Source organism: Burkholderia sp. BCC0322 (assembly GCF_902833045.1).
Lineage (GTDB): Bacteria > Pseudomonadota > Gammaproteobacteria > Burkholderiales > Burkholderiaceae > Burkholderia.
The window spans coordinates 103,787-127,589 of the sequence record NZ_CADFDU010000013.1 but is presented as its reverse complement, the minus strand read 5'-3'; the positions used below and the strand labels follow the sequence as shown (position 1 = coordinate 127,589).

The 23,803-nt window shown below is 67.8% G+C and carries 19 protein-coding genes; 8 read left to right on the top strand and 11 right to left on the bottom strand.

Annotated features, from left to right (window positions below; genetic code table 11):
* Positions 1 to 243 precede the first annotated feature (243 nt).
* The gene (locus tag HWX39_RS28705; protein WP_175971077.1) at positions 244 to 1,029 is read left to right on the top strand and encodes an aldolase/citrate lyase family protein; all 786 of its coding nucleotides are present in this window, start codon (positions 244 to 246) and stop codon (positions 1,027 to 1,029) included.
* Positions 1,026 to 1,802, top strand: coding sequence for a tetratricopeptide repeat protein (locus HWX39_RS28700; protein ID WP_175971075.1), 777 nt, complete (start codon positions 1,026 to 1,028; stop codon positions 1,800 to 1,802). The genes HWX39_RS28705 and HWX39_RS28700 overlap by 4 nt, the downstream gene beginning before the upstream one ends.
* 100 nt (positions 1,803 to 1,902) lie before the next feature.
* On the opposite strand, the gene rodA is transcribed toward HWX39_RS28700, so the two are convergent.
* From rodA to HWX39_RS28675, 5 genes are all read right to left on the bottom strand, one after another.
* Positions 1,903 to 3,051 carry a rod shape-determining protein RodA gene (gene rodA, locus HWX39_RS28695; RefSeq protein ID WP_175951234.1) on the bottom strand — a complete coding sequence of 383 codons (1,149 nt, stop codon included), beginning with the start codon at positions 3,049 to 3,051 and terminating at the stop codon, positions 1,903 to 1,905.
* 11 nt (positions 3,052 to 3,062) lie between these two features.
* Positions 3,063 to 5,342, bottom strand: coding sequence for a penicillin-binding protein 2 (gene mrdA, locus HWX39_RS28690; protein ID WP_175971072.1), 2,280 nt, complete (start codon positions 5,340 to 5,342; stop codon positions 3,063 to 3,065).
* 104 nt (positions 5,343 to 5,446) lie between these two features.
* A complete protein-coding gene (gene mreD, locus HWX39_RS28685) occupies positions 5,447 to 5,959 on the bottom strand; it encodes a rod shape-determining protein MreD (RefSeq protein WP_009687274.1) in 513 nt (170 codons plus the stop codon).
* Positions 5,956 to 7,017, bottom strand: a complete 1,062-nt coding sequence (mreC, locus tag HWX39_RS28680) for a rod shape-determining protein MreC (RefSeq protein ID WP_175971071.1) — start codon at positions 7,015 to 7,017, stop codon at positions 5,956 to 5,958. The genes mreD and mreC overlap by 4 nt, the downstream gene beginning before the upstream one ends.
* A 126-nt stretch (positions 7,018 to 7,143) precedes the next feature.
* Entirely contained in the window at positions 7,144 to 8,187 is a 1,044-nt protein-coding gene (locus tag HWX39_RS28675) for a rod shape-determining protein (RefSeq protein WP_004189550.1), read from the bottom strand.
* Positions 8,188 to 8,557: 370 nt separating this feature from the next.
* Between HWX39_RS28675 and gatC the strand changes: the two genes are divergently transcribed.
* The 5 genes from gatC (at position 8,558) to HWX39_RS28650 (ending at position 13,665) form a co-directional block, all read left to right on the top strand.
* Positions 8,558 to 8,857 carry an Asp-tRNA(Asn)/Glu-tRNA(Gln) amidotransferase subunit GatC gene (gene gatC, locus HWX39_RS28670; RefSeq protein ID WP_006477478.1) on the top strand — a complete coding sequence of 100 codons (300 nt, stop codon included), beginning with the start codon at positions 8,558 to 8,560 and terminating at the stop codon, positions 8,855 to 8,857.
* A gap of 69 nt (positions 8,858 to 8,926) precedes the next feature.
* A complete protein-coding gene (gene gatA / locus HWX39_RS28665) occupies positions 8,927 to 10,417 on the top strand; it encodes an Asp-tRNA(Asn)/Glu-tRNA(Gln) amidotransferase subunit GatA (RefSeq protein WP_175971069.1) in 1,491 nt (496 codons plus the stop codon).
* A gap of 4 nt (positions 10,418 to 10,421) precedes the next feature.
* Positions 10,422 to 11,897, top strand: a complete 1,476-nt coding sequence (gatB, locus tag HWX39_RS28660) for an Asp-tRNA(Asn)/Glu-tRNA(Gln) amidotransferase subunit GatB (protein WP_175971068.1) — start codon at positions 10,422 to 10,424, stop codon at positions 11,895 to 11,897.
* 118 nt (positions 11,898 to 12,015) lie between these two features.
* Entirely contained in the window at positions 12,016 to 12,855 is an 840-nt protein-coding gene (locus HWX39_RS28655; protein ID WP_175971067.1) for a polyphosphate kinase 2 family protein, read from the top strand.
* 39 nt (positions 12,856 to 12,894) lie between these two features.
* Positions 12,895 to 13,665: an exodeoxyribonuclease III gene (locus HWX39_RS28650; protein ID WP_175971066.1), complete on the top strand. Its 771-nt coding sequence runs from the start codon at positions 12,895 to 12,897 to the stop codon at positions 13,663 to 13,665.
* A 126-nt stretch (positions 13,666 to 13,791) separates the two neighbouring features.
* Here the strand turns inward: HWX39_RS28650 and HWX39_RS28645 are convergent, their stop codons facing one another.
* Positions 13,792 to 14,844, bottom strand: coding sequence for an NAD(P)-dependent alcohol dehydrogenase (locus tag HWX39_RS28645; RefSeq protein WP_175971065.1), 1,053 nt, complete (start codon positions 14,842 to 14,844; stop codon positions 13,792 to 13,794).
* Positions 14,845 to 15,071: 227 nt separating this feature from the next.
* Between HWX39_RS28645 and HWX39_RS28640 the strand changes: the two genes are divergently transcribed.
* Positions 15,072 to 16,016, top strand: a complete 945-nt coding sequence (locus HWX39_RS28640) for an AraC family transcriptional regulator (RefSeq protein ID WP_175971063.1) — start codon at positions 15,072 to 15,074, stop codon at positions 16,014 to 16,016.
* A gap of 30 nt (positions 16,017 to 16,046) precedes the next feature.
* On the opposite strand, the gene HWX39_RS28635 is transcribed toward HWX39_RS28640, so the two are convergent.
* From HWX39_RS28635 to HWX39_RS28615, 5 genes are all read right to left on the bottom strand, one after another.
* A complete protein-coding gene (locus tag HWX39_RS28635; RefSeq protein WP_175971062.1) occupies positions 16,047 to 17,111 on the bottom strand; it encodes a M48 family metallopeptidase in 1,065 nt (354 codons plus the stop codon).
* Positions 17,101 to 18,522: an AmpG family muropeptide MFS transporter gene (locus HWX39_RS28630; RefSeq protein ID WP_175971061.1), complete on the bottom strand. Its 1,422-nt coding sequence runs from the start codon at positions 18,520 to 18,522 to the stop codon at positions 17,101 to 17,103. Before HWX39_RS28630 ends, HWX39_RS28635 begins: the two co-directional genes overlap by 11 nt.
* Before the next feature lie 119 nt (positions 18,523 to 18,641).
* A complete protein-coding gene (gene metW / locus HWX39_RS28625) occupies positions 18,642 to 19,250 on the bottom strand; it encodes a methionine biosynthesis protein MetW (RefSeq protein WP_006755281.1) in 609 nt (202 codons plus the stop codon).
* A complete protein-coding gene (locus HWX39_RS28620; protein WP_175971060.1) occupies positions 19,247 to 20,392 on the bottom strand; it encodes a homoserine O-acetyltransferase in 1,146 nt (381 codons plus the stop codon). The genes metW and HWX39_RS28620 overlap by 4 nt, the downstream gene beginning before the upstream one ends.
* A 329-nt stretch (positions 20,393 to 20,721) precedes the next feature.
* A complete protein-coding gene (locus HWX39_RS28615) occupies positions 20,722 to 23,619 on the bottom strand; it encodes an autotransporter outer membrane beta-barrel domain-containing protein (RefSeq protein WP_244135116.1) in 2,898 nt (965 codons plus the stop codon).
* Positions 23,620 to 23,803: the final 184 nt, after the last annotated feature.

Genomic DNA, 23,803 nt, shown 5'->3' with positions numbered 1-23,803 from the left:
TCCCGCCTCGCTCCCCGACCGTTCCCACATTCCGCGTAACGCCGCGCTATGATCGTTGCGTGGCGCCGAAAACGCTGCCGTGCGCGATCGTGCGGCCGGCGCTGTCAGATCGGCCGCCTACGGCCGACCAACGTTCCAGGGCCCGGTCCCGGCGCCGCCGTGCATCGCTGCCCGGCGTGTCGCGCTCCGCGTTGCCCGTTGCTTGTCCCGTTCGATTGCCGTTCCGTCCTGGAGGCCGTATCGATGAGCACGCTCACCAATTCCCTCAAACAACGCCTGCACGACGGCGACGAGCCGCTGTACGGCCTGTGGCTGTCGCTCGGCAGCGACTCGGCCGCGGAAGCGCTCGCGCATGCCGGCTACGACTGGCTCTGCATCGACATGGAGCACGCGCCGAACGACAGCCGCGATGTTGCATCGCAACTGCGCGCGATCGCCGCCGCCCATCTGCCGAGCGAGCCCGTCGTGCGTGTGCCGGCGCGCGAGCCGTGGCTCGTGAAGCGCGCGCTCGATGCGGGCGCACGCACGCTGATGTTTCCAGGTATCGAGACACCGGACGAGGCCGCGCATGCGGTGCGGCTGACGCGCTATCCGTCGCCCGATTCGCCGGACGGGCTGCGCGGCGTCGCGGGCATGGTGCGCGCGGCGGCGTTCGGCATGCGCCGCGATTACGTGCAGACGGCGAACGCGCAGGTCGCGGTGATCGTGCAGATCGAATCGGCGCGCGGCGTCGATGAAGTCGAGCGGATTGCGGCGCTGCCCGGCGTCGATTGCCTGTTCGTCGGTCCGGCGGACCTCGCGGCGAGCCTCGGGCACCTTGGCGACATCCGTCACCCGGACGTCGAAACCGCGATGGCGCGCGTGCTCGCGGCCGGCCGGCAGGCTGGCGTCGCGGTCGGCATCTTCGCGGGCGATACGGCGGTCGCGCGCCAGTATCGCGAGGCCGGCTACCGGATGATCACGCTGTCGGCCGACGTAAGCTGGCTGTTGCGCGCAACGCGGCAGGCGCTGCAGGAGGTACGGTCATGAACGGTGGCGAGGGCGTGTGCCGTGGGCGCGCGCAGGGTGTGATCGGGAGGCGCGGGCAGGTCGGCGCGCTGCTCGGCCTGTGGGCCGTGTGTATCGCGGCGGCCGCACAGGGCGCGCCGCAAGCGAAGCCTGATCCGTCGCGCGAGACGCAATCGGCGGTCGCCGACTACAACGCCGGCGACTATCGTGCGGCGCTGGTGCAGTTCCACGACGCGGCCGAGCGCGGCGACCGTCTCGCACAATTCAACTACGCGATGATGCTGCTGACGGGCGAAGGCGTGACCGCGAACGTCGACGAAGGGCTGCGCTGGCTGAAGCGCGCGGCCGACGCGAACATGTCGCATGCGCAGTACGTGTATGGCCGGATGTTCGACGACGGCGAGTTCGTCACGCGCGATCCGGCCGAAGCGCACCGCTGGTTCCTGCGGGCGGCGAAGCAGGGGCATGTGCAGGCCGAGCTGTCGCTCGCGAACCAGTTCCTCGACGGGCGCGGCACGCCCCGCGACAACCGGCAGGCGTTCACGTGGTACAAGCAGGCCGCCGACGCCGGCGAGCCGACCGCGCAGTACGTGACCGCGTCGTTCTACGAGCGCGGCGGCGACGGCGTCGCGCAGAACCTCAACATCGCGCGGGCCTATTACGCGGCGGCGGCCGCGCAGGGCGACGAGACGGCCGGGCTGAAATTCAAGGAGCTGAGTGCGCGGCTGAAGGCGCAGGGGCCGGCATCGGGCGCCGGCGCGGGGCCGGGCGGGGCGCACGTACCGCCGCCGTGAGCGGGGGCGGCGCTGCGAAGTGCGGCCGCGTTCGCTAGGCACGGTCGAAAAAAAACGGCGCCGAGGCGCCGTTTTGCTTCGTGCGGTGCGTGTCGCGCGGTCAACTCTTCATCAACCGCCGCTGCCGCCCGACGCTCATGATCATCCCGATCGCGATGCCGAGCGTCGTGAGCGCGGTGCCGCCGTAACTCATGAACGGCAGCGGCACGCCGACGACCGGCAGCACGCCGCTCACCATCCCGATGTTGACGAACGCATAGACGAAGAACGCGAGCGTGAGCGAGCCCGCGAGCAGGCGACCGAACAGCGTCGCGCCCTGCGCGGCGATATAGAGCCCGCGCGCGATCAGCGCCATGTACAGCGTCAGCAGCACGAGCCCGCCGACGAGCCCCCACTCCTCCGAGAACACCGCGAAGATGAAGTCGGTGTGCTTTTCGGGAATGAATTCGAGGTGCGCCTGCGTGCCTTTCAGGTAACCCTTGCCGAGCACGCCGCCCGAGCCGATCGCGATCACGGCCTGGATCGTGTGGAAGCCCTTGCCGAGCGGGTCGGAAGTCGGGTCGAGCAGCGTACACACGCGGTGCTTCTGGTAATCGTGCATCAGCGGCCACTGCACTTCGGGCTGGCAGATGCGCTCTTCGAACACGGCGATCGAGCCGACCGCGATCACGCCCGCGACGAGCACCGGCACGATCAGCTTGAACGACAGGCCGGCGAGGTAGATCACGAAGAAGCCGGCCGCGAACACGAGCAGGCCCGTGCCGAGGTCGGGCTGCTTCGCGATCAGCCCGACCGGCACCAGCAGGATCCCGAACGCGGCGACGAAGTCGTACCAGCGCAGCCCGCCTTCACGGCGCTGGTAGTACCACGCGAGCATCAGCGGTGTCGCGATCTTGAGGATTTCCGACGGCTGGATCACGACGCCGACGTTCAGCCAGCGCTTCGCGCCCTTCTTGGTCATCCCGAACAGCGCGACCGCAACCAATAGCGCGACCCCGAACGTGTAGAGCGGAACCGCGAAGCGCATCAGCGTCGTTGGCGGGATGTTGGCGATCACCCACATCAGCACGAACGTCAGCAGGATGTTGCGCAACTGGTCCTCGACACGGCCCGGCATGTCGATCGCCGCGCTGTACAGCGTGACGATGCCGACGCACAGCAGCAGGAACACGATGAGGGCGAGCGGGCGGTCGAAGCCCGCGAACATCTGCTTGATCTTGTCGAGCCAGGCGCGCTTGTCGAATTGCATGCCTTTCTCCGTTAATGAGCGGTGCCGGCGTCCGCCGCCTTCGCGGGGGCCGTTGCACGGTGATTGTCGTCGCGCGGCGTGGCGACGAGCGGCTGCGCGTCGCTGGCGGGCCGGCGTGGCCGGTGCGGGCGCCGGATCGGCGGCAGGCTCGCGGCCATCGGCGCAGCGGCGCTGGCCGGCGGGGCGGCGCTGGCGCCGGCGGCAGCCGACGCTTCGGAGGCAGCTGCCGCCGATGCCGCTTCCGCCGCGCTGGCCGCGGTCGGCACGACCGGCTGCGGCAGCGCGGTGAAGCCGGCCGCGACGGCGGCGGGCTTGTTCGCGTCACCGATCACCGGCGCGTTGACGGGTTCGGTCGCCGACGCCGCGGCAGCCACGGCCGCGGCTTCGTTCTTCGGGTTCTGGCGGTCGACGAGGTAGAAGTCGAGCACGCGGCGCGCGATCGGGCCGGCGGCCTGCGCCCCCCAGCCGCCGTTCTCGACGACCAGCGCGACGGCGATCTGCGGATGGTCGACCGGCGCGTACGCGATGAACAGCGCGTGGTCGCGCAGGTGCTCGGCGAGCAGGTGGCCCTTGTAGTTGGAGCCTTGCAGCGAGAACACCTGCGCGGTACCGGTCTTGCCGGCCGCGAGGTACGGCGCGCCGCGGAACACCTTGTACGCGGTGCCGGACGGATTCTCGATCACGTTCTCCATCCCGCGCTTCACGACGTCGATGTCGGCCTGCTTGAGCGGGATCGTTTCGCTTTCCTTCGGCACGGTCAGGCGGCGCCCGCGCGTGATCGGATCCTCGATTTCCTTCACGAGGTGGGGTTTCATCACGACGCCGTTGTTCGCGAGCGTCGCGGTCGCGTGCGCGAGCTGCAGGATCGTGAACGAGTTGTAGCCCTGGCCGATCCCGAGGCTGATCGTCTCGCCGTCGAACCACTTCTGCTGCGCGGCCTTCTTGAACGCCTTCTTCTTCCAGTCGGTCGACGGCAGGATCCCGCGCGCCTCGCCCTGGATGTCGATGCCGGTGATCTGGCCGAAGCCGAACGGCTTCATGAAGTTCGCGATCGCGTTCACGCCGAGATCGCGCGCGAGCATGTAGAAGTAAGTGTCGTTCGACACCATGATCGCCTTGTTCATGTCGACCCAGCCCTGGCCCGAGCGCACGTCGTTGCGGAACGTGTGGCCGCCGAACGTGAAGTAGCCGGGATCCTGGAAGCCCCAGCCCGGCGTGCGCTTGCCGAGCGTCAGGCCGGCGAGCGCCATGAACGGCTTGTACGTCGAGCCGGGCGGGTAGGTGCCGTGCAGCGGGCGGTTCAGCAGCGGCTTGTCGGTCGAGTTGTTCAGCTCGTCCCAGGTCTGCTGGTCGATGCCGTCGACGAACGAGTTCGGGTCGAAGCTCGGCGACGACACGAACGCGAGCACGTCGCCCGTCTTCGGCTCGATCGCGACGAGCGCGCCGCGCTTGCCGGCGAACGCCTGCTCGGCGACCTGCTGCAGCCCGATGTCGAGCGACAGCACGAGGTTGTTGCCGGGCGTCGCCTGCGTGCGCGACAGCGTGCGCACCGGCCGGCCGCCGGCCGTCACCTCGACTTCCTCGAAGCCCGTCAGCCCGTGCAGCTCGGTCTCGTAGCTCTGCTCGACGCCGATCTTGCCGATGTAGTCGGTGCCCTTATAGTTGTTCGCGTCGCGGCGCGGATCGTAGTTTTCCTGATCGCTGTCGTTGTCGTCGCTCATCGCGTCGATGCGATCCTGGTCGCGCTTCGAGATCCGGCCGATGTAGCCGATCACGTGCGCGGCCGTCGTGCCGAGCGGATATTGCCGGAACAGCCGCGCGCGCACGTCGACGCCGGGGAAGCGAAAGCGCTGCGCGGTGAAGCGCGCGACTTCCTCGTCGGTGAGCCGGGTGCGGATCGGCAGGCTCTCGAAGTTCTTCGAGTCTTCCTGCAGCTTCTTGAAGCGGCGGCGATCGCGCGCGTCGATCGGGATGATCTCGGACAGCTTGTCGATCGTGTTCTCGAGCGTGTCGTCGAGCTTCGACGGCGTGATCTCGAGCGTATAGGCCGAATAGTTCTTCGCGAGGATCACGCCGTTGCGGTCGGTGATGATCCCGCGGTTCGGCACGATCGGCGCGACGGAGATGCGGTTTTCCTCGGCCTGCAGCGCGTATTTGCCGTGCTGCATCAACTGCAGGTAGAAGAAGCGGCTCGCGAGCAGCCCGAAGCAGACGAACACGAACACGCCCGCCGCCGCGACGCGCAGGCGGAACTTCGAGAGCTGCTGTTGGGTGTCGTTGAATTCGGTCATGCGGCTAGGATCGGTCTGACCCGCGTGCGGGCGGGCGAGGTGCCGCCCCTGAGCGCGGCGCGCGGCGGGTTTGGGGGCGGCGGGTATTCAAAGGTCGGTCCGGCTCAGATGGGGCGCGTATCGTCCGGATCGACCGGACGGCGTTGCGGCATCAGCAGCAGGTGGCTCGCGATCGGCCACAGCGCGGCCTCGACGAAGCCGTCGACCAGATAGCGCCAGCCCGGGAACGCGGCGCCCATCACGAGGCGGATCACGAACGGCACGAGCTGCGCGACGACCAGCAACGGCGTGACGTACAGCACCTGCACGCCGATCGGCATCCACAGCACGCGGCGGTGGATCGTGATCGCGCCGTAGGACAGCAGCGTATAGGCGAGCGCGTGCTCGCCGAGCAACCCTGCGTCATGCACGTCCATCAGGATGCCGAGTGCGAAGGCGACGCCCATCCCGACCTTGCGCGGCTGGTGGATGTTCCAGAACAGCAGCACGAGCGCGACGAAGTCGGGCACGCCGGGCAGGCGGCCCCACGGCATCAGGTTCAGCAGGAACGCGGCGGCGAGGCTGAAGACGATGAAGTACGGATTGACCGGCTGCAGGATGTATTGCGGGCGATTCATCGCTGGGCTCCTGATTGCCCGGCCGCGGGCTTCGCGGGTGCGGCGGCGGGCGTGGCCGGAGCGGCCGGTGCCGCAGGCTTCGCGCCGGGCTGGGCCGCGGCGGCCGGCTTCGCATTCGCGTCAGCCTTGTCGGCCTTCTCGCCCTTGGCGGCGGCTTTCGCGCCCTTCTTGCCCTTCGCGTTCTTATCGGCGGCCGGATCGGGCTCGGCCGGACGCGGCGGGATATCGTTCCGGTAATGCAGCACGAGCATCTGGCGCGCGCCGCGCACGGCGGCGATCGGCGCGCAGGTCACGCGGGCGAACGCCGTGTCGGCGAGCTTGTCGACGCGCACGACCTTCGCGACCGGCAGGCCGGGCGGGTAGACGCCGTCGAGGCCGCTCGTGACGAGTTCGTCGCCGACGACGAGATCCGCGCTCGTCGGCACGAAGCGCAGGTCGAGCGAATCGCCCTTCGGCGTGCCGTAGATCACGCTGCGCAGGCCGGTGCGCAGCACCTGCACGGGAATCGCGAGATCGCGGTCGGTGACCAGCGTGACTTCGGATTGCAGCGGGAACACGCGCGTGACCTGGCCGACCACGCCGTTCTCGCTGACGACGGGCGCGCCGTTCTGGATGCCCTGCTGCGAACCCTGGCCGATCACGATCTTCTGCGTAAACGGATCGCTCGTGTCGTACTGGATCTCGGCCGGCGTCGATTGCGTCGCGATGTGCTGGCGCAGCTCGAGCACCGCGCGCAGGTGCGCGTTCTCCTGCGCGAGCACGGCGGCCTGGTTGGCCTGCGTGGACAACTGCAGGTTGCGCTTGCGCAGGTCGTCGTTTTCGTGGCGCAGCGACGCGCCGGTGACGGCGATGTCGGCCGCGCCCATGAACAGGTCGCGCGGCACCAGCGCGGCGCGCTGCAGCGGATAGAGCACGGTGCCGAGCACGCCGCGGACGATTTCGAGCGTGCTGAAGCGCGCGTCCGATACGAGGAGCGCGATGGCGAGGGCAACGAAGAAGATGAGCCGCGCGAGCGCGGGCGGACCTTGCTTGAAGAGGGGCGGCGGACTGTATTCCATGGTCGGCGCCGGGCGCGAACGATCGGTTAAATGATGCTCAGACGCGCAAACGGCGCGGCGGTTCGTTCTAAACGAGCGAGCCGGCCACGCCGCGGTTGCGTCATGTCAGGAAGACTGCCTGGACGATCACTCGTACGAGAAGATGCTGCCCAGCTTGTCCATGCGCTCGAGCGCCATGCCCGAACCGCGCACGACGCAGGTGAGCGGATCTTCCGCGACGAGCACCGGCAGGCCGGTTTCTTCCGCCAGCAGGCGATCGAGGTCGCGCAGCAGTGCGCCGCCGCCCGTCAGCATCATCCCGCGTTCGGCGATGTCGGCGCCGAGTTCCGGCGGCGTCTGTTCGAGCGCGATCTTCACCGACGACACGATCTGGTTCAGCGGATCGGTCAGCGCTTCGAGGATTTCGTTGCTGGAGATCGTGAAGCTGCGCGGAATGCCTTCCGACAGGTTGCGGCCCTTCACTTCCATTTCCTTGACTTCGGAGCCCGGGAACGCGGAGCCGATTTCCTTCTTGATCGCCTCGGCGGTCTGTTCGCCGATCAGCATCCCGTAGTTGCGGCGGATGTAGTTGACGATCGCCTCGTCGAACTTGTCGCCGCCGACGCGCACCGAACCCTTGTACACGATGCCGCCGAGCGAGATCACGCCGACTTCCGTCGTGCCGCCGCCGATGTCGACGACCATCGAGCCGGTGGCTTCCGACACCGGCAGGCCCGCGCCGATCGCGGCTGCCATCGGTTCTTCGATCAGGTAGACCTGCGAGGCGCCGGCGCCGTGCGCGGCTTCCTTGATCGCGCGGCGCTCGACCTGGGTCGAACCGCACGGCACGCAGATGATGATGCGCGGCGACGGCGAGAACATGCGCGACTCGTGGGCCGTCTTGATGAACTGCTTGATCATCTGCTCGGTGACGGTGAAGTCGGCGATCACGCCGTCCTTCATCGGGCGGATCGCCTCGATGTTGCCCGGCACCTTGCCGAGCATCTGCTTGGCTTCCTTGCCGACCGCCTGGATCGTCTTCTTGCCGTTGGGGCCGCCTTCCTGGCGAATCGACACGACGGAAGGCTCATCGAGCACGATGCCCTTGCCGCGCATGTAGATCAGGGTGTTTGCGGTGCCGAGGTCGATCGCGAGATCGTTGGAGAAGTAGCTGCGCAAAAAACCGAACATTCAGAATCCTGTTTCGCTCTGAGCCGGCCCTGCGTGGCGTGCAACGCTGAGGGCGGCAGCGGAAAAAATAACAGCCTCGGGAAGCGTGGCGGAAGCGGCCGCCGCGGCGCACGAAGCTGCGAGTGATGTCTACCGGGGATCGCACGAAGCACGCACGGCTTGCCGAGGCGGGGCGAAACGGTGCGGGAAAAGGCTGCCGGGTTTGGGTCGAACGCGTAATGATACCTTATAATTTCACCGTATTTGAATCGAAACGGGCGGTATTTTTGCCGCTTCAGTCCCGATTTTTGAGGGTGGGATCGCACCCTCCAACCCCCCGCCGCAGTGCTGCTTTCGATGCGCTGCGCAGCCTTGTTTTTCCGGTGATCGCATGGCCCTGACCCTGACCGATGTGAAACGCATCGCGCACCTGGCGCGACTCGAAATGGCCGACGCCGACGCCGAGCACATGCTCGGCCAGCTCAATGAATTCTTCGGCCTCGTCGAGCAGATGCAGGCGGTCGACACCGCCGGCATCGCACCGCTCGCCCACCCGATCGAACAGATCCAGGAAGTCGCGCAGCGCCTGCGCGACGACGCCGTGACGGAAGTCGTCAATCGCGACGACAACCAGCGTCCGGCGCCGGCCGTCCAGGACGGCCTCTATCTCGTGCCGAAGGTGATCGAGTAAGCATTCGACGACAAGCGCGCGGCTGCCTTCGCGCCGCGCGCGACCCAGAATTCCCAGGAAAACCACTCAATGCACGCAAAAAGCCTGACCGAACTGCGCGCCGCGCTCGCCGCCAAGGAATGCTCGGCCGTCGAGCTCGCGCAGCTCTACCTGAAACGGATCGACGCCGCGCGCGACCTGAACGCGTTCGTCCACGTCGACGCCGATCTGACCCTCGCGCAGGCGAAAGCCGCCGACGCGGCGCTCGCGCGCGGCGCGGGCGGCGCGCTCACCGGCCTGCCGATCGCGCACAAGGATGTCTTCGTCACGCGCGGCTGGCGCTCGACCGCCGGCTCGAAGATGCTCGCGAATTATGAGAGCCCGTTCGACGCGACCGTCGTCGCCCGCCTGCAGGCGGCCGGCATGGTCACGCTCGGCAAGACCAACATGGACGAGTTCGCGATGGGCTCGTCGAACGAGAATTCGGCGTTCGGCGCGGTGAAGAACCCGTGGGACACGAACGCGGTGCCTGGCGGCAGCTCGGGCGGCAGCTCGGCCGCGGTCGCCGCGCGCCTCGCGCCGGCCGCGACCGGCACCGACACCGGCGGCTCGATCCGCCAGCCCGCGTCGTTCGCGGGCGTGACGGGCATCAAGCCGACCTACGGCCGCGTGTCGCGCTACGGGATGATCGCGTTCGCGTCGTCGCTCGACCAGGGCGGCCCGATGGCGCAGAGCGCGTCCGACTGCGCGCTGCTGCTGAACGCGATGGCCGGCTTCGACGAGCGCGACTCGACGAGCCTCGAGCGCGACGATGAAGACTTCACGCGCCACCTCGGCCAGCCGTGGGCGGCCGGCAACGATGCGGGCAAGCCGCTCGCGGGCCTGCGCATCGGCCTGCCGAACGAGTATTTCGGCGACGGCCTCGCCGACGACGTGCGCGCGACGATCGACGCCGCGCTTAAAGCATACGAAGCGCTCGGCGCGACGCTCGTGCCCGTGTCGCTGCCGAAGACGGAACTGTCGATCCCCGTGTACTACGTGATCGCGCCGGCCGAGGCGTCGTCGAACCTGTCGCGTTTCGACGGCGTGCGCTTCGGCCACCGCGCCGCGCAGTACGGCGACCTGCTCGACATGTACAAGAAGTCGCGCGCGGAAGGCTTCGGCCCCGAGGTGAAGCGCCGGATTCTGGTCGGCGCGTACGTGCTGTCGCACGGCTACTACGACGCGTACTACCTGCAGGCGCAGAAGATCCGCCGCATCATCGCGCAGGATTTCCAGGAAGCGTTCAAGTCCTGCGACGTGATCATGGGCCCGGCCTCGCCGACGGTCGCATGGGATCTCGGCGCGAAGGGCGACGATCCGGTGCAGATGTATCTCGCGGATATCTACACGCTGTCGGTGAGCCTCGCCGGCCTGCCCGGCATGAGCGTGCCGTGCGGCTTCGGCGCGGGCGCGAACGCGAAGCGTCCGGTCGGCCTGCAGATCATCGGCAACTATTTCAACGAAGCCCGGATGCTGCAGGTCGCCGACGCGTTCCAGCGCGCGACCGACTGGCACAAGCAAGTTCCGGCAGGGGTGTAAGCACATGACTACTCAATGGGAAGTCGTTATCGGTCTCGAGACGCACGCGCAGCTGTCGACCGTCTCGAAGATTTTCTCGGGCGCGTCGACGCAGTTCGGCGCCGAGCCGAACACGCAGGCCTGCCCGGTCGACCTGGCGCTGCCGGGCGTGCTGCCGGTGCTGAACCGCGGCGCGGTCGAACGCGCGATCCGCTTCGGCCTCGCGATCGGCTCGACCATCGCGCCGCGCAGCATCTTCGCGCGCAAGAATTATTTCTACCCCGATCTGCCGAAGGGCTATCAGATCAGCCAGTACGAGATTCCGGTCGTGCAGGGCGGCTCGATCACGATCCAGGTGCCCGCCAACGAAAAGGCCGGCAAGGAAGCGTACGAGAAGACGGTCAACCTGACCCGTGCGCACCTCGAGGAAGATGCCGGCAAGTCGCTGCATGAAGACTTCGCCGGGATGACGGGGATCGACCTGAACCGCGCGGGTACGCCGCTGCTCGAGATCGTCACCGAGCCGGAAATGCGCAGCGCGGCCGAGGCCGTGGCCTACGCGAAGGCGCTGCACGGGCTCGTCGTGTGGCTCGGCATCTGCGACGGCAACATGCAGGAAGGCTCGTTCCGCTGCGACGCGAACGTGTCGGTGCGCCCGGTCGGCCAGGAGAAGTTCGGCACGCGAGCGGAAATCAAGAACCTGAACTCGTTCCGGTTCCTCGAGGAAGCGATCAACTACGAAGTGCGTCGCCAGATCGAGCTGATCGAGGACGGCGGCGAAGTCGTGCAGGAAACGCGCCTCTACGATCCGGACAAGCGCGAGACGCGCTCGATGCGCAGCAAGGAAGACGCGCACGATTACCGCTACTTCCCCGATCCCGACCTGATGCCGCTCGTGATCGGCCAGGACTGGATCGAGCGCGTGCAGTCCGGGATGCCCGAGCTGCCGGCCGCGATGCAGCAGCGCTTCGTCGAGCAGTACGGCGTGTCCGCGTACGACGCGGGCGTGCTGACGTCGAGCAAGGCGATGGCCGCGTATTTCGAGGCCGTGGTCGCGAAGGCGGGCGCCGCGAACGCGAAGATCGCCGCGAACTGGCTGATGGGCGACGTGTCGTCGCAACTGAACCGCGACGGCATCGAGATCGACGCGATTCCGGTTTCGGCGGCGCAGCTTGCACTCGTGCTGCAGCGCATCGCCGACGGCACGATCTCGAACAAGATCGCGAAGGAAATCTTCGCGACGATCTGGGACGAGAAGGCGGACGACGAAGGGGCGGCCGACCGAATCATCGACGCGAAGGGGCTGAAGCAGATCTCCGACACCGGCGCGCTGGAAGCGATCATCGACGAGGTGCTCGCGGCGAACGCGAAGTCGGTCGAGGAATTCCGCGCGGGCAAGGAGAAGGCGTTCAACGCGCTGATCGGCCAGGCGATGAAGGCGACCAAGGGCAAGGCCAATCCGCAGCAGGTCAACGAACTGCTGAAGAAGAAGCTCGGCTGAGCATGACCGCGCGCCTGAACCGCGCTTGACGACGGGCCGCTCCGAACCAGTTCGGGGCGGCCCGTTGCGTTTGGTGGATGCGTTATCGTATGCACCCTAGCGTCCAACGGAGGAACGAATGGCGAAACAACCGTCGCTCGACGATTTCCGCGTGCCGTACAGCACGCGCGAGAAGGAAGCCGCAGCATTCAAGCTCGATGCGTTCGACCCGGCCGCGAAGCCGTTCTCGTCCGGTTCGAAGGACGACGACCGCGCACGGCTGTCGGCCGTGTCGACCGAGCTCGACGTACAGCAGGAGCGCCTGCACACGCAGCAGAAGAAGCGCGTGCTGCTGGTGCTGCAGGGAATGGATACCAGCGGCAAGGACGGTACCGTGCGCGCGGTGTTCCGCGAGGTCGATCCGCTCGGCCTGCGCGTCGTGTCGTTCAAGGCGCCCACGCCGATCGAGGCCGCGCACGACTTCCTGTGGCGCGTGCATGCGCAGGTGCCGGCCGCGGGCGAGCTCGCGATCTTCAATCGCAGCCACTATGAAGACGTGCTCGTGCCGCGCGTGCTCGACCTGATCGACGCGAAGGAGTGCGAGCGCCGCTACCGGCAGATCCGCGATTTCGAGACGATGCTGGTCGAGAACGGCACGACGATCGTCAAGTGCTTCCTGCACATCTCGAAGGACGAGCAGCGCGAGCGGCTGCAGGCGCGCATCGACGATCCGACCAAGCACTGGAAGTTCGACATCTCCGATCTCGACGCGCGCAAGCACTGGGATGCGTACCAGGCCGCCTACCGCGACGCGCTTGCCGCGACGTCCGACGAGCATGCGCCGTGGTATGTGATCCCGGCGAACTCGAAGACGCACCGCAACGTGATGATCGCCGAGCTGCTGCTGCGCACGATGACCGACATGAAGCTGGAATTCCCGCCGCCGAAGCCCGAGCTCGAAGGCGTGAAGATCCGCTAAGCTGCCCCCTGAAAAACATCGAACTGAACGGAATCCGACATGATGCGAGTGATTACCGCCAACCTGAACGGCATCCGCTCCGCCGCGAAGAAGGGCTTCTTCGAATGGCTCGGCGAACAGAACGCCGATTGCGTGTGCGTGCAGGAAATCAAGGTCTCGGCCGACGACCTGCCGGCCGAATTCGTCGAGCCGCACGGCTTCAAGAGTTATTTCCACCACGCCGAGAAGAAGGGCTACAGCGGCGCGGGTGTGTACAGCCGCCGCGAGCCCGATGACGTGATCATCGGCTTCGGCAGCAGCGAATTCGATGCCGAAGGTCGCTACGTCGAGGCGCGCTACGGCAAGCTGTCGGTCGTGTCGGTGTACGTGCCGTCCGGCTCGAGCGGTGAAGAACGCCAGCAGGCGAAGTACCGCTTCATGGACGAGTTCATGCCGCACCTCGCCGCGCTGAAGAAGAAGCGCGAAGTGATCCTGTGCGGCGACGTGAACATCGTCCACAAGGAAATCGACATCAAGAACTGGAAGAGCAACCAGAAGAACTCGGGCTGCCTGCCGGAAGAACGCGAGTGGCTCACGAAGCTGTTCGACGATGTCGGCTATGTCGACGTGTTCCGCACGCTCGACCCGCGCCCCGAGCAGTACACGTGGTGGAGCAACCGCGGCCAGGCGTATGCGAAGAACGTCGGGTGGCGGATCGACTACCAGATCGCGACGCCGGGCGTGGCCGGCACCGCGAAAAGCACGTCGATCTTCAAGGACATCAAGTTCAGCGACCATGCGCCGCTGACGGTGGACTACGACTACAAGTGACGTCCCGCGCTGCGCTGCGCGCGTAGCCGTCGGATCATCCGGCCGCCGGATGCAGAAACGGGCCGCATGTCGAGCATGCGGCCCGTTTCGTTTGGGGCGGCGATCGGGCGTGCCGCCCGGCCGCGCTCAATGCTTGATCGACGCCATGTCGATCACGAACCGGTACTTCACGTCGCTCTTCAGCATCCGCTCGTAGGCCGCATTGATCTGCTGCATCGGAATCGTTTCGATATCCGACGTGATGCCGTGCTCCGCGCAGAAGTCGAGCATTTCCTGCGTTTCCGCGATCCCGCCGATCAGCGAGCCAGCAAGGCGGCGGCGCTTGAAGATCAGGTTGAACACCTGCGGCGACGGATGGTCGTGCTCCGGCGCGCCGACCAGCGTCATCGTGCCGTCGCGCTTCAGCAGGTTCAGGAACGGGTTCAGGTCGTGCTGCGCGGCGACCGTGTTCAGGATGAAGTCGAAGCTGTTCAGGTGCGCGTTCATCTGCGCTTCGTCCTTCGAGATCACGACTTCGTGCGCGCCGACACGCTTGCCGTCCTCGATCTTCGACGGCGACGTGGTGAACAGCACGACGTGCGCCCCCATCGCGCGCGCCAGCTTCACGCCCATGTGGCCGAGGCCGCCGAGCCCGACGATGCCGACCTTCTTGCCGGGGCCGACGTTCCACTGCCGCAGCGGCGAGTAGGTCGTGATTCCCGCGCACAGGAGCGGCGCGGCGCCGGCCGGGTCGAGCGTCTCGGGCACGCGCAGCACGAACGCCTCGTCGACGACCAACTGCGTCGAATAGCCGCCGAACGTGATGTCGCCCGTCACGCGGTCCTGGCCGTTGTAGGTGCCGACGAAGCCGTTCTCGCAATATTGCTCGAGGCCGTCGGCGCAGCTCGGGCAGGTGCGGCACGAATCGACGAGGCAGCCGACACCGACCAGCTCGCCGACCTTGAAGCGCGAGACCTGCGGGCCGGTCGCGGTCACGCGGCCGACGATTTCATGGCCCGGCACGACCGGATAGATCGTGTTGCGCCATTCGTTGCGGGCCTGGTGCAGGTCCGAGTGGCAGACGCCGCAGTAGAGGACGTCGATCTGGACGTCGAGGTCGCGCAGCGCACGACGCTGGAATTCGAACGGGGCGAGCGGCGACTGCGAATCGGTCGCTGCGTAGGCATAGGTAGTGCTCATGCGATGGGCTCCTTGTCCGGATAGCATCCGGCGAAACAGACTGCCGTCGCATCATGTGGCGATGCGGCGAGGCAGGACGTCATCGTAAGGAGCGCGGCGCCGCGGCGAAATACACGAAGGTCTGGAAGATTTGCCTATTCCTCTCTAACTGCGTGCAAACAGCCGTCAAAACGCGTTCAAGGTGCTACATTGCGAGCCAGATTCTCTTGCCGGACAGGACCACGCAGATGAGCTTCGAGCCCCTTTTCGCCGACATGGGCGACCGCGTGCAGCGCCGCATGGTCGAGCTGCATACGCGCCTCGCGCCGAACGAGGGCGAAACGTTCGCGGCGCTCGACGGCGTGCGCTTCATCCGCGTGAGCCGTCCGGGGCCGCGCATGCCGGTGTTGTACGAACCGAGCATCGTCGTCGTGTGCCAGGGGCGCAAGCTCGGCTATCTTGGCGAGCGCTCGTTCGTGTACGACGCGCGGCAGTATCTCGTGCTGTCGGTGCCGCTGCCGTTCGAATGCGAGACTTTCGCGAGCCAGGACGAACCGTTTCTCGCGATCTCGATCCGCGTCGATCTCGCCGTGATCGCCGAGCTCGCGATCCTGCTCGACGAGACGCTCGGTGCGGCCGTCAGCGAACCGGTCGGCGTGGATTCGACGCCGCTCGACGCGCCGCTGGCCGACGCGGTCGTGCGGCTGCTCGAAGCGCTCGCGTCGCCGCACGACACGCGCGTGCTGGGCCCCGCGATCATGCGCGAGATCGCGTATCGGGTGCTGACGGGCGAGCGGGGCGACGCGATCCGCGCGGCGCTCGTGCAGCGACATCACTTCGGCCGCATCGCGAAGGCTCTGCGGCGCATCCACGCGGATCTGAAGGCCGATCTCGACGTCGAGACGCTCGCGCGCGAGGCCGGGATGAGCCTCGCGGTGTTCCATGCGCAGTTCAAGCACGTGACGGCGACGTCGCCGATGCAGTACGTGAAGGCCGCGCGGCTGCACCAGGCGCGGCTGATGATGGTGCAGGACGGGGTCGGCGCCGGCGCGGCGGCCGCGCGCGTCGGCTATGCGAGCGCGTCGCAGTTCAGCCGCGAATTCAAGCGGCTGTTCGGCCGCAGCCCGGGTGACGAGGTGCGCTGGATGCGCGAAAGCGGCGCCCGGCCGGTCGCGGCGGACGTGGATGCGTAGGGCTGCATGGCGATCGGCCGTGCGTGGCGCTCAGCGCCGCACGACCTTGCGACGCTGCGCGCTGATGCCCGCGTAGTCGGGCAGCGCGTCGACGCGCTTGCCCACCGCCTTCGCGTATAGCGGCATGAGATCCGGCAGGCGGTTCAGCAGATCCTGTCGGCGGGCGTTGCTGTACGGGTGCGTATAGATGAAGCCGGTCGCCTTGTTCCCGCGTGTCGCGACCGCGAGCTTGTCCCACAGCGTGATCGCCGCGCGCGGGTCGAAGCCCGCGCGTGCGGCGATGTCGCCGCCGATCACGTCGGCTTCGGTCTCGTCGGTCGCGTTGTAGTGGAGCGCCTGCAGGCGTTCGCCGAGGTTCAGTGCCTGCGGCAGCGGCTCACCGACGCCGAACAGCGGCGGCAGCGCGGCCGCGCGCAGCGACGTCTGCGAGGTCGCGCTGAAGTTGCTGCGCGCGTGTTCGCGCAGCGCATGCGCGATGCCGTGCGCGAGCAGCACGCCGAGTTCGTCGTCGTTCAGGCGGACGCGATCGAGCAGGCCGCCGTACACGAGCACCTTGCCGCCCGGCAGGCAGGTCAGGCGAATGTCGCGCGAGCGAATCGCGTTGACGTCCCACGCCCAACTCTTCACGCGGTCGTTCCATTTCACCGAATACGGCGCGAGCTTCGCGACGATCGCGCGCAGGCGCTTCACGCGCGGCTGGTTCGCCGGCAGCAGGCGGTTGCTATCGGCGGCCGCCTGCACGATCTGCGCGTATTCGTTCGCGGTGAGCTGCTCGAGCAGCGGCGACGGAATCAGCGTGCGGAAGGCAATGGCGTCGCCGTAACGGACCTGCTGCGGCGTCTGCGCATAAGCCTTCGTCGACGCGGCGGCGCCGGTCGGTTGCGCAGGCTCGGCGGCGGCAGCCGGCTGGGCGGGGGCGGCGGGAGCCGAAGTCGCCGGCGGCGAAGCCGGCGCAGCGGCCGGCGCGGAACCCGCGGCGGTGGCAGCGGGCGCGCCGGCGTCGGTCGCATGGGCGAACCCCGCGGCGAGCGCCGCGGCGCCGACGCTCAACGAAGCCGCAACGCGCGCGAGGCGGTGCAGGCCGTTACTGCGCACGGCTGGCCTCGCCGTTGCGTGCGGTGCCGTTCCACGGTGCGATCTTGAACAGCAGCAGCATGCCGGGAATCGCGAGCGCGGTGCACACGATGAAGTAGTCGAACCAGCCGATCTTCGCGACGATGAAGCCGCTCGCGGCCGACGCGAGCGTGCGCGGCACCGACGCGAGGCTCGTGAACAGCGCGAACTGCGTAGCCGTATAGCGCGGGTCGGTCGTGCTGGCGATGTACGCGACGAACGCGGCCATCGTCAGGCCGGTGGTGAACGTTTCGGCGCCGTAGACGATCGCGAGCGCGACGGTCATCGGGCTGAATTGCGGCGCGACGGCAATGCCGAACACCGACAGCGCCGTGGCGATCGCATGGCTCGTCGACACGGTGAAGTCGTAGAGCATCGCGAGCACGGGCGAACCGGGGCCGAGCTGCGCGAGCCACGCGAAGCCGAGCGTCGACACCATCTGCAGCGCGCCGAAGATCCACAGCCCGCGGCCGATGCCGATCTTCACGAGCCAGACGCCGCCGATGATGCCGCCGGCGACGCTCGCGACGAGCGCGGTGGTTTTCGCGACGATGCCGATCTCGGTGCGCGAGAAGCCGATGTCGAGGAAGAACGACGTCGACAGCGTGGTGGCCATCGTGTCGCCGATCTTGAACAGGAAGATGAACGCGATGACGAGCAGCGCGCCGGCCCAGCCGTCGCGCTGGATGAATTCGCGGAACGGCAGCACGATCGCGTCGCGCAGGTTGCGCGGCGGCGCGCCGACCACCTCGGGTTCGCGCACGACGAGCGTCATCAGGATGCCCGGCAGCATGAACGCGCCGGTGATCGCGAACACGACGTCCCACGGCAGGTGGTCGGACAGGATCAGTGCCAGCGAGCCGGGGATCAGCGCGGCGAGCTTGTACGCGTTCACGTGGATCGCGTTGCCGAGGCCCTGTTCGGTGTCGCGCAGCAGTTCGCGACGGTAGGCGTCGATCACGATGTCGGCGCTCGCGCCGAAGAACGCGACGAGCGTGGTGAGCGCGGCGACCGTCCAGATCGAGTCGCGCGGCGACACGAAGCCGAGCGCGGCGATCGCGCCCGCGACCAGCACCTGCGTGAGCAGCAGCCAGCCGCGTCGGCGCCCCGGCCGCCAGCCGGGCAGGCGCGGGATGTAGCGGTCCATCAGCGGCGCCCACAGGAACTTCCACGTGTACGGGAACTGGATCAGCGCAAACAGGCCGATTTCCTTCAGGTTCACGCCTTCGGAGCGCAGCCATGCCTGCACGAGGTAGACGAGCGTGAAGAGGGGCAGACCCGACGTGAAGCCCAGGAACACGCAGATCAGCATGTGCGTGTTCAGGTAGGCGCGCCAGCCGGGGTGATCCTCGTGAGCGGTGAGTGCGGGCGCCTCGTGTGGCGTTTTCGACATGGACTGGAACTGGATAGCGTTGACTGATTGCGGCGACAGCGCAGGCGGCGGCGCGGGTAGCGCAGCGGCGCGGCCGCACATGCGTGCGGGCCGTCGGCGTTCGTCAACGGCTTCCCGGCTCAGCTGCGCTTGACGCGGTAGACAGCAAGACTACCACGCCAGTTCGCTCCCCATCGAATCGGCTGGCCTTCGTGCAGCACCACGCGGTCGAGGATCGTCACGCCGACTTCGGGCGCGAGCGCCTCGAAATCCTCGATCGTCAGCACCCGGACGTTCGGCGTGTTGTGCCACTGGTAAGGCAGCGACTTCGACACCGGCATCCGGCCGTTCAGCACCGACAGCCGGTGCGGCCAGTAGCCGAAATTCGGGAACGACACGATGCATTCGCGCCCGACCCGCGCGGTTTCGCGCAGGATCGCGGCCGTCTGGTGAATCGTCTGCAAAGTCTGCGACAGGATCGCGATGTCGAAGCTGTGGTCCTCGAACAGGCGCAGGCCGTCCTCCAGGTTCTGCTGGATCACGTTGATGCCGTTCTTCGCGCTCGCGAGCACGCCCGCGTCGTTCAGCTCGATCCCGTAGCCGGTCACGTCCAGTTCTTCCATCAGCAGCGCGAGCAGCGAGCCGTCGCCGCAGCCGAGGTCGAGCACCGTCGAGCGCGGCTCGACCCAGCGCGCGATCGTGCGGAAGTCCGCGCGCGCGGATAGGGAATTCAGCGCTTGCTGGTTCATGCACCCACCTCGTTGGCGATTCGTTCGTAATACGCGCGGATCAGGTTGTGATAGCGCGCGTCGTCGAGCAGGAACGCGTCGTGACCGTGCGGCGCATCGATTTCCGCGTAGCTGACCGTGCGCTTGTTGTCGAGCAGCGCCTTCACGATCTCGCGCGAGCGTGCCGGCGCGAAACGCCAGTCGGTCGAGAAGCTCGCGATCAGGTATTTCGCCTGCGTGTGCGCGAGCGCGGCGCTCAGGTTGCCGTCGAAGGCCTTCGCCGGGTCGAAGTAGTCGAGCGCGCGCGTGATCAGCAGATAGGTGTTCGCGTCGAAGTAGTCGGCGAACTTGTCGCCCTGGTAGCGCAGGTACGACTCGACCTCGAATTCGACGTCGAAGCTGAAGTTGTACGCGTCGAGCGCGCCGTCGGCGCGGCGCAGCGCACGGCCGAATTTCTCGGCCATGTCGTCGTCGGACAGGTACGTGATGTGGCCGATCATCCGCGCGACGCGCAACCCGCGCTTCGGCTTCACGCCGTGCGCGTAGTAGTCGCCGCCGTGGAAATCGGGATCGGACAGGATCGCCGAGCGCGCGACCTCGTTGAACGCGATGTTCTGCGCGGACAGCTTCGGTGTCGATGCGATGTCGATGCAGTGTGCGACGCGCTCCGGATACATCAGGCTCCACGCGAGCGCCTGCATCCCGCCGAGGCTGCCGCCCATCACGGCGGCGAAGCGCTCGATGCCGAATGCGTCGGCGACGCGCGCCTGCGCGTGCACCCAGTCCTCGACGGTGACGACCGGAAAGCTCGCGCCGTAAGGTTTGCCGGTCGACGGGTCGATGCTCATCGGGCCGGTCGAGCCGAAGCATGAGCCGAGGTTGTTCACGCCGATCACGAAGAAGCGGTTGGTGTCGAGCGGCTTGCCCGGCCCGACCATGTTGTCCCACCAGCCGGTGCTGCGCGGATCGTCCGCGTAGACGCCGGCGACGTGATGCGACGCGTTGAGCGCGTGGCAGACGAGCACCGCGTTCGAGCGCGCGGCGTTGAGTTCGCCGTATGTCTCGACGACGAGCTGATAGTTGCCGAGCGCGCTGCCGCTTTGCAAGCGCAGCGGTTCGGCGAAGTGCATGGTCTGTGGAGCGACGATGCCGATCGATTCCATTCGTTCCGCCTTATGACTGGGCAGCTAAATGGTGTCGGCGAGGCGCGGAGTCGGAGATGCGCGGCTGACGACCTCTTTAGCCGCATTTGTAGTGAACCGCCGGGACAAGGACACAACATCCACACCCCGGCCGGTTCGCGCGCCCGCAATCGAGTCAGCAAATCGGCGCGCTTCCGACCTGCCGCCAACGAGGCGGCAAGTCGGCAAAGTATAGCGGAAATTGCGGGGCGCGGATTCGGGCGCACACGGAGAGGCGCCGGCCGGCCCGGCAGACGCGCCGAGCCGGCCGGCACGGCCCGCGCGGAACCGAAGGCGCAGGCCGTGCCGCATCACCAGCGGTACTTTGCCGCCAGTTCGCCCTTGACTACCGCATAGTCGGACAGGTTCGCTTCCAGCCCCAAGCCGGCCGATATCACGAAGCGCTTCGACAATTGACCCGTCGCGCCGATCCGGAACGCCGCGCGATCGCGCGGCACGCTGAACGAGAACGCATTGCGGTCGAGCGTCAGCGACCGCGATCCGGGGCCATGCCACCAGTTCGCTTCGACGAACGGCCGCAGCTCGCGTCCGGACGGCATCGCGGTCACACCATGCACGCGCACGCCGAGACGGGTCAGCACGTCGGTCGAGCCTTGCCCGTCGATGCGGCCGCCAGGTGCATCGTGCGCGGCTGCGCGATAGTCGGACACGACGAGTTGCGCCTCGGGTTCGACGAAGAACCGCGTATCGCCGCGCTCGTAGAAGCGGATCGAATAGCCGGTCTCGACCGATCCCGTCACGGTGCGCGAGCGGTACGAATCGCCGGCGAGGCTGCCGCCGACGCTGTTCGCGTATGCGCCATACATGAACCACGCATCGACGTAGGGTCCGGACAGGATGTCGCGAGTGCCGTACCAAGTGCCGTACAGCCCGACGTTGTAGCCCGCGACGCTGCCGCGCGCGGTGGCGTCGGCCATGCGCTGTTCGACCGCGTTCCACAACGGGCGCGTCGACCAGTTCGTCTGGCTGCCATACATGCCCATCGCGCCGACCCGGACGCTGCCGCCGCGCCCGTCGTCGAAACGGAACAGGTCGGCGCCCGCGTGGATCAGGCGGCCGTTGCCCGATACGCTGCGATTGCCGCCCGACATCGACGTGAACTGGCCCTCGGCGCGTAGCCAGACGGCGCCGTCGAGCGGAGGTGTCACGCCGGAAGCTTCGCGCAGCGAACGGTCCTCGCGCTGATGCAGCGTATGGATCGCCATCGCGGCGGCGGCATCGGCGTTGGCCAGGTACGCATCCGGCTCCGGCGCGGCAGCGCGCGGCGGGGCCGGCGGGACGGTTTCCGGACTGACGGGCGGGGCGGGATCGAGGGGGCCGGGACCGGGGGCGGGTGCCGGCGGCTCGGGGTTGGCTGCCGAGACGAGGTACCAGTTCTCCTCGTGGCCGCCGGTGCCGCCGCGCTTGAGCATGTAGTCGTAACCGCCCGCCGACAGCGTGCCGAAGCCGTTTCGGTAGCCGTCCGATGCGGCGTCGAGCGCGAATGCCGACGCGTCGGTCGTCCCTCCGTGACGTGTCTCGACGATCGGAATGCCGAGTGTCGTCTGCGCGCCGTTGCCGCTCGTGCGCTTCACGACGATTCCCGTGTTGCCCGACGCATGACCGCCGTCGATCACGAGCCGGTCGGTGGGCGACGCGTCGTCTTGCAGCACCGTATGGATCACCAGCCGGCCATTGCGGGCCGCGTAGTCGCCGTTGACGACGAGTGTGCGCGGCGCGGGCGGTGTGCCGCTGTCCGGCGCGGCGAATGCGATCGTCGAGTCGTTCAGTGCGATGGAGCCGACTGACGAATCGGCGGTGACGGTCCAGCGGCTGCCCGTGTCGAGCGACAGCGTGCGCACCGCGTCCGTTGCGCCGGTCCAGACGGACGCGCCGGACAGCGCGACATCGGTCACGGCGGATGTCGGGCTGCCGTCGTCGGCCGGCTGGTTCACGATGTCGCCCGCCGCTTGCGCGCCGGTGTCGAGCGTCAGGCGCACGGGCGCGCCCGACTGGGCACGGATCGACAGCAGCGTGCCGGTGCCGCTGGCGGCGCGGGCGCCGTTCTGCAGCGTGATGTCGGCGTCGGACGCGTCGATGGCCGCATGCCGTTCGCTGAAGAGCGAGCCGCCGTCGGCCGTCAGCCTGCCGCCGTGGACGCTCGCGGCAGGCGCGGCGTCGCCGGTCGCGCGGGCATCGGTGCGCAGCAGGTCGATGCGGCCGCCGGCGCTTGCATGGAGCGCTGCGGCCTCGTTGCCGCGCGTCTCGACGGTTGCGTCGACGAGCGACGCAACCGACCCCGTGCCGGAGGACATCGCACCGCGCGCGCGCTCGCCGGTCGTCACGATGCCGCCGTGTGTCATCGTGACCCGGCCGCCGAGCCGGGCCAGTGCGCCGACCGAACGGGCGCCGGTGGTTGTCACCTGCGTATCGATCGCGTCGATGGTCGGCGTGTGGGTGTATTCCATCGATGCGTACAGCCCGTGTGCGCTGCGGCCGTGCGTGACGACTTTCGTGCGCGCGAGCTCGACGCGCCCTTCGCGGGTGTCCACGCCGAGCGCGTAATCGCCACCGGTTTCGAGGCCGCTGTCGCCGAATGCGACCGCCGACGCGTTCGGCAGGTACAGCGCCGACGCGTAGTCGCCATCGGTCCGGATACCCGTGTGATTCAGCGTCGCACGGACGCCGTCGTAGCTGATGGCCACGCCATGGGCAAACAGGCCGCTGGTGCGAATCAGCGTGTCGGCGACGTCGATGACGCCGCCAGGCACGTAGTTCGCCAGGATGCCATACGCCTCCTTGCCCCGCGTGACGATGACGCTGTCGGCGATGCGGAGCCGGCTGCCGGCGCTGTAGACGGACGCGCCGTGCGAATAATCGCCGTCGGTATCGATCGAGATGCGTTCCGCGCTCGCGCTGCCGCCGTATCGGATGTCGATGCCGGCACTGGAGCCGCCGCGGGTGCGGATTTCCGTATCGCTCAGCCTGACGCTCGAGCCGGCGCCTAGCGCGGCCGCGCCCGCCGCGGAATAGGCGGTGGAGAACACGCGCGTCTTGTCGGTCGTCACCAGCGTGCCGCCAGCGACGGCGGAAAGCACGGCCCTGCCCGGTTGAGTCGTCGAATATTCGCCCGGCTCGATTTCAAGCACGACACCGTCCGCCTGTTGCGGCCCGCCGTTGGTCACCTGCGCGGCCGACGGCCATGGCATTGCCGCCCCCGCGAGCAATGCCGAATGGGCGAGGCGTCGGGCTGCCCTCATCCGGGAATGTCGGAATCTGCGATTCACCATTTCACCTGAATTTATCTGCAATTAGATAAACCTAACCCGAAAGGCGATGGGGTGAAATTGGACGAGTTCGAATTCGCGGGGGGGGGGCATTCGCCGCCGGCGG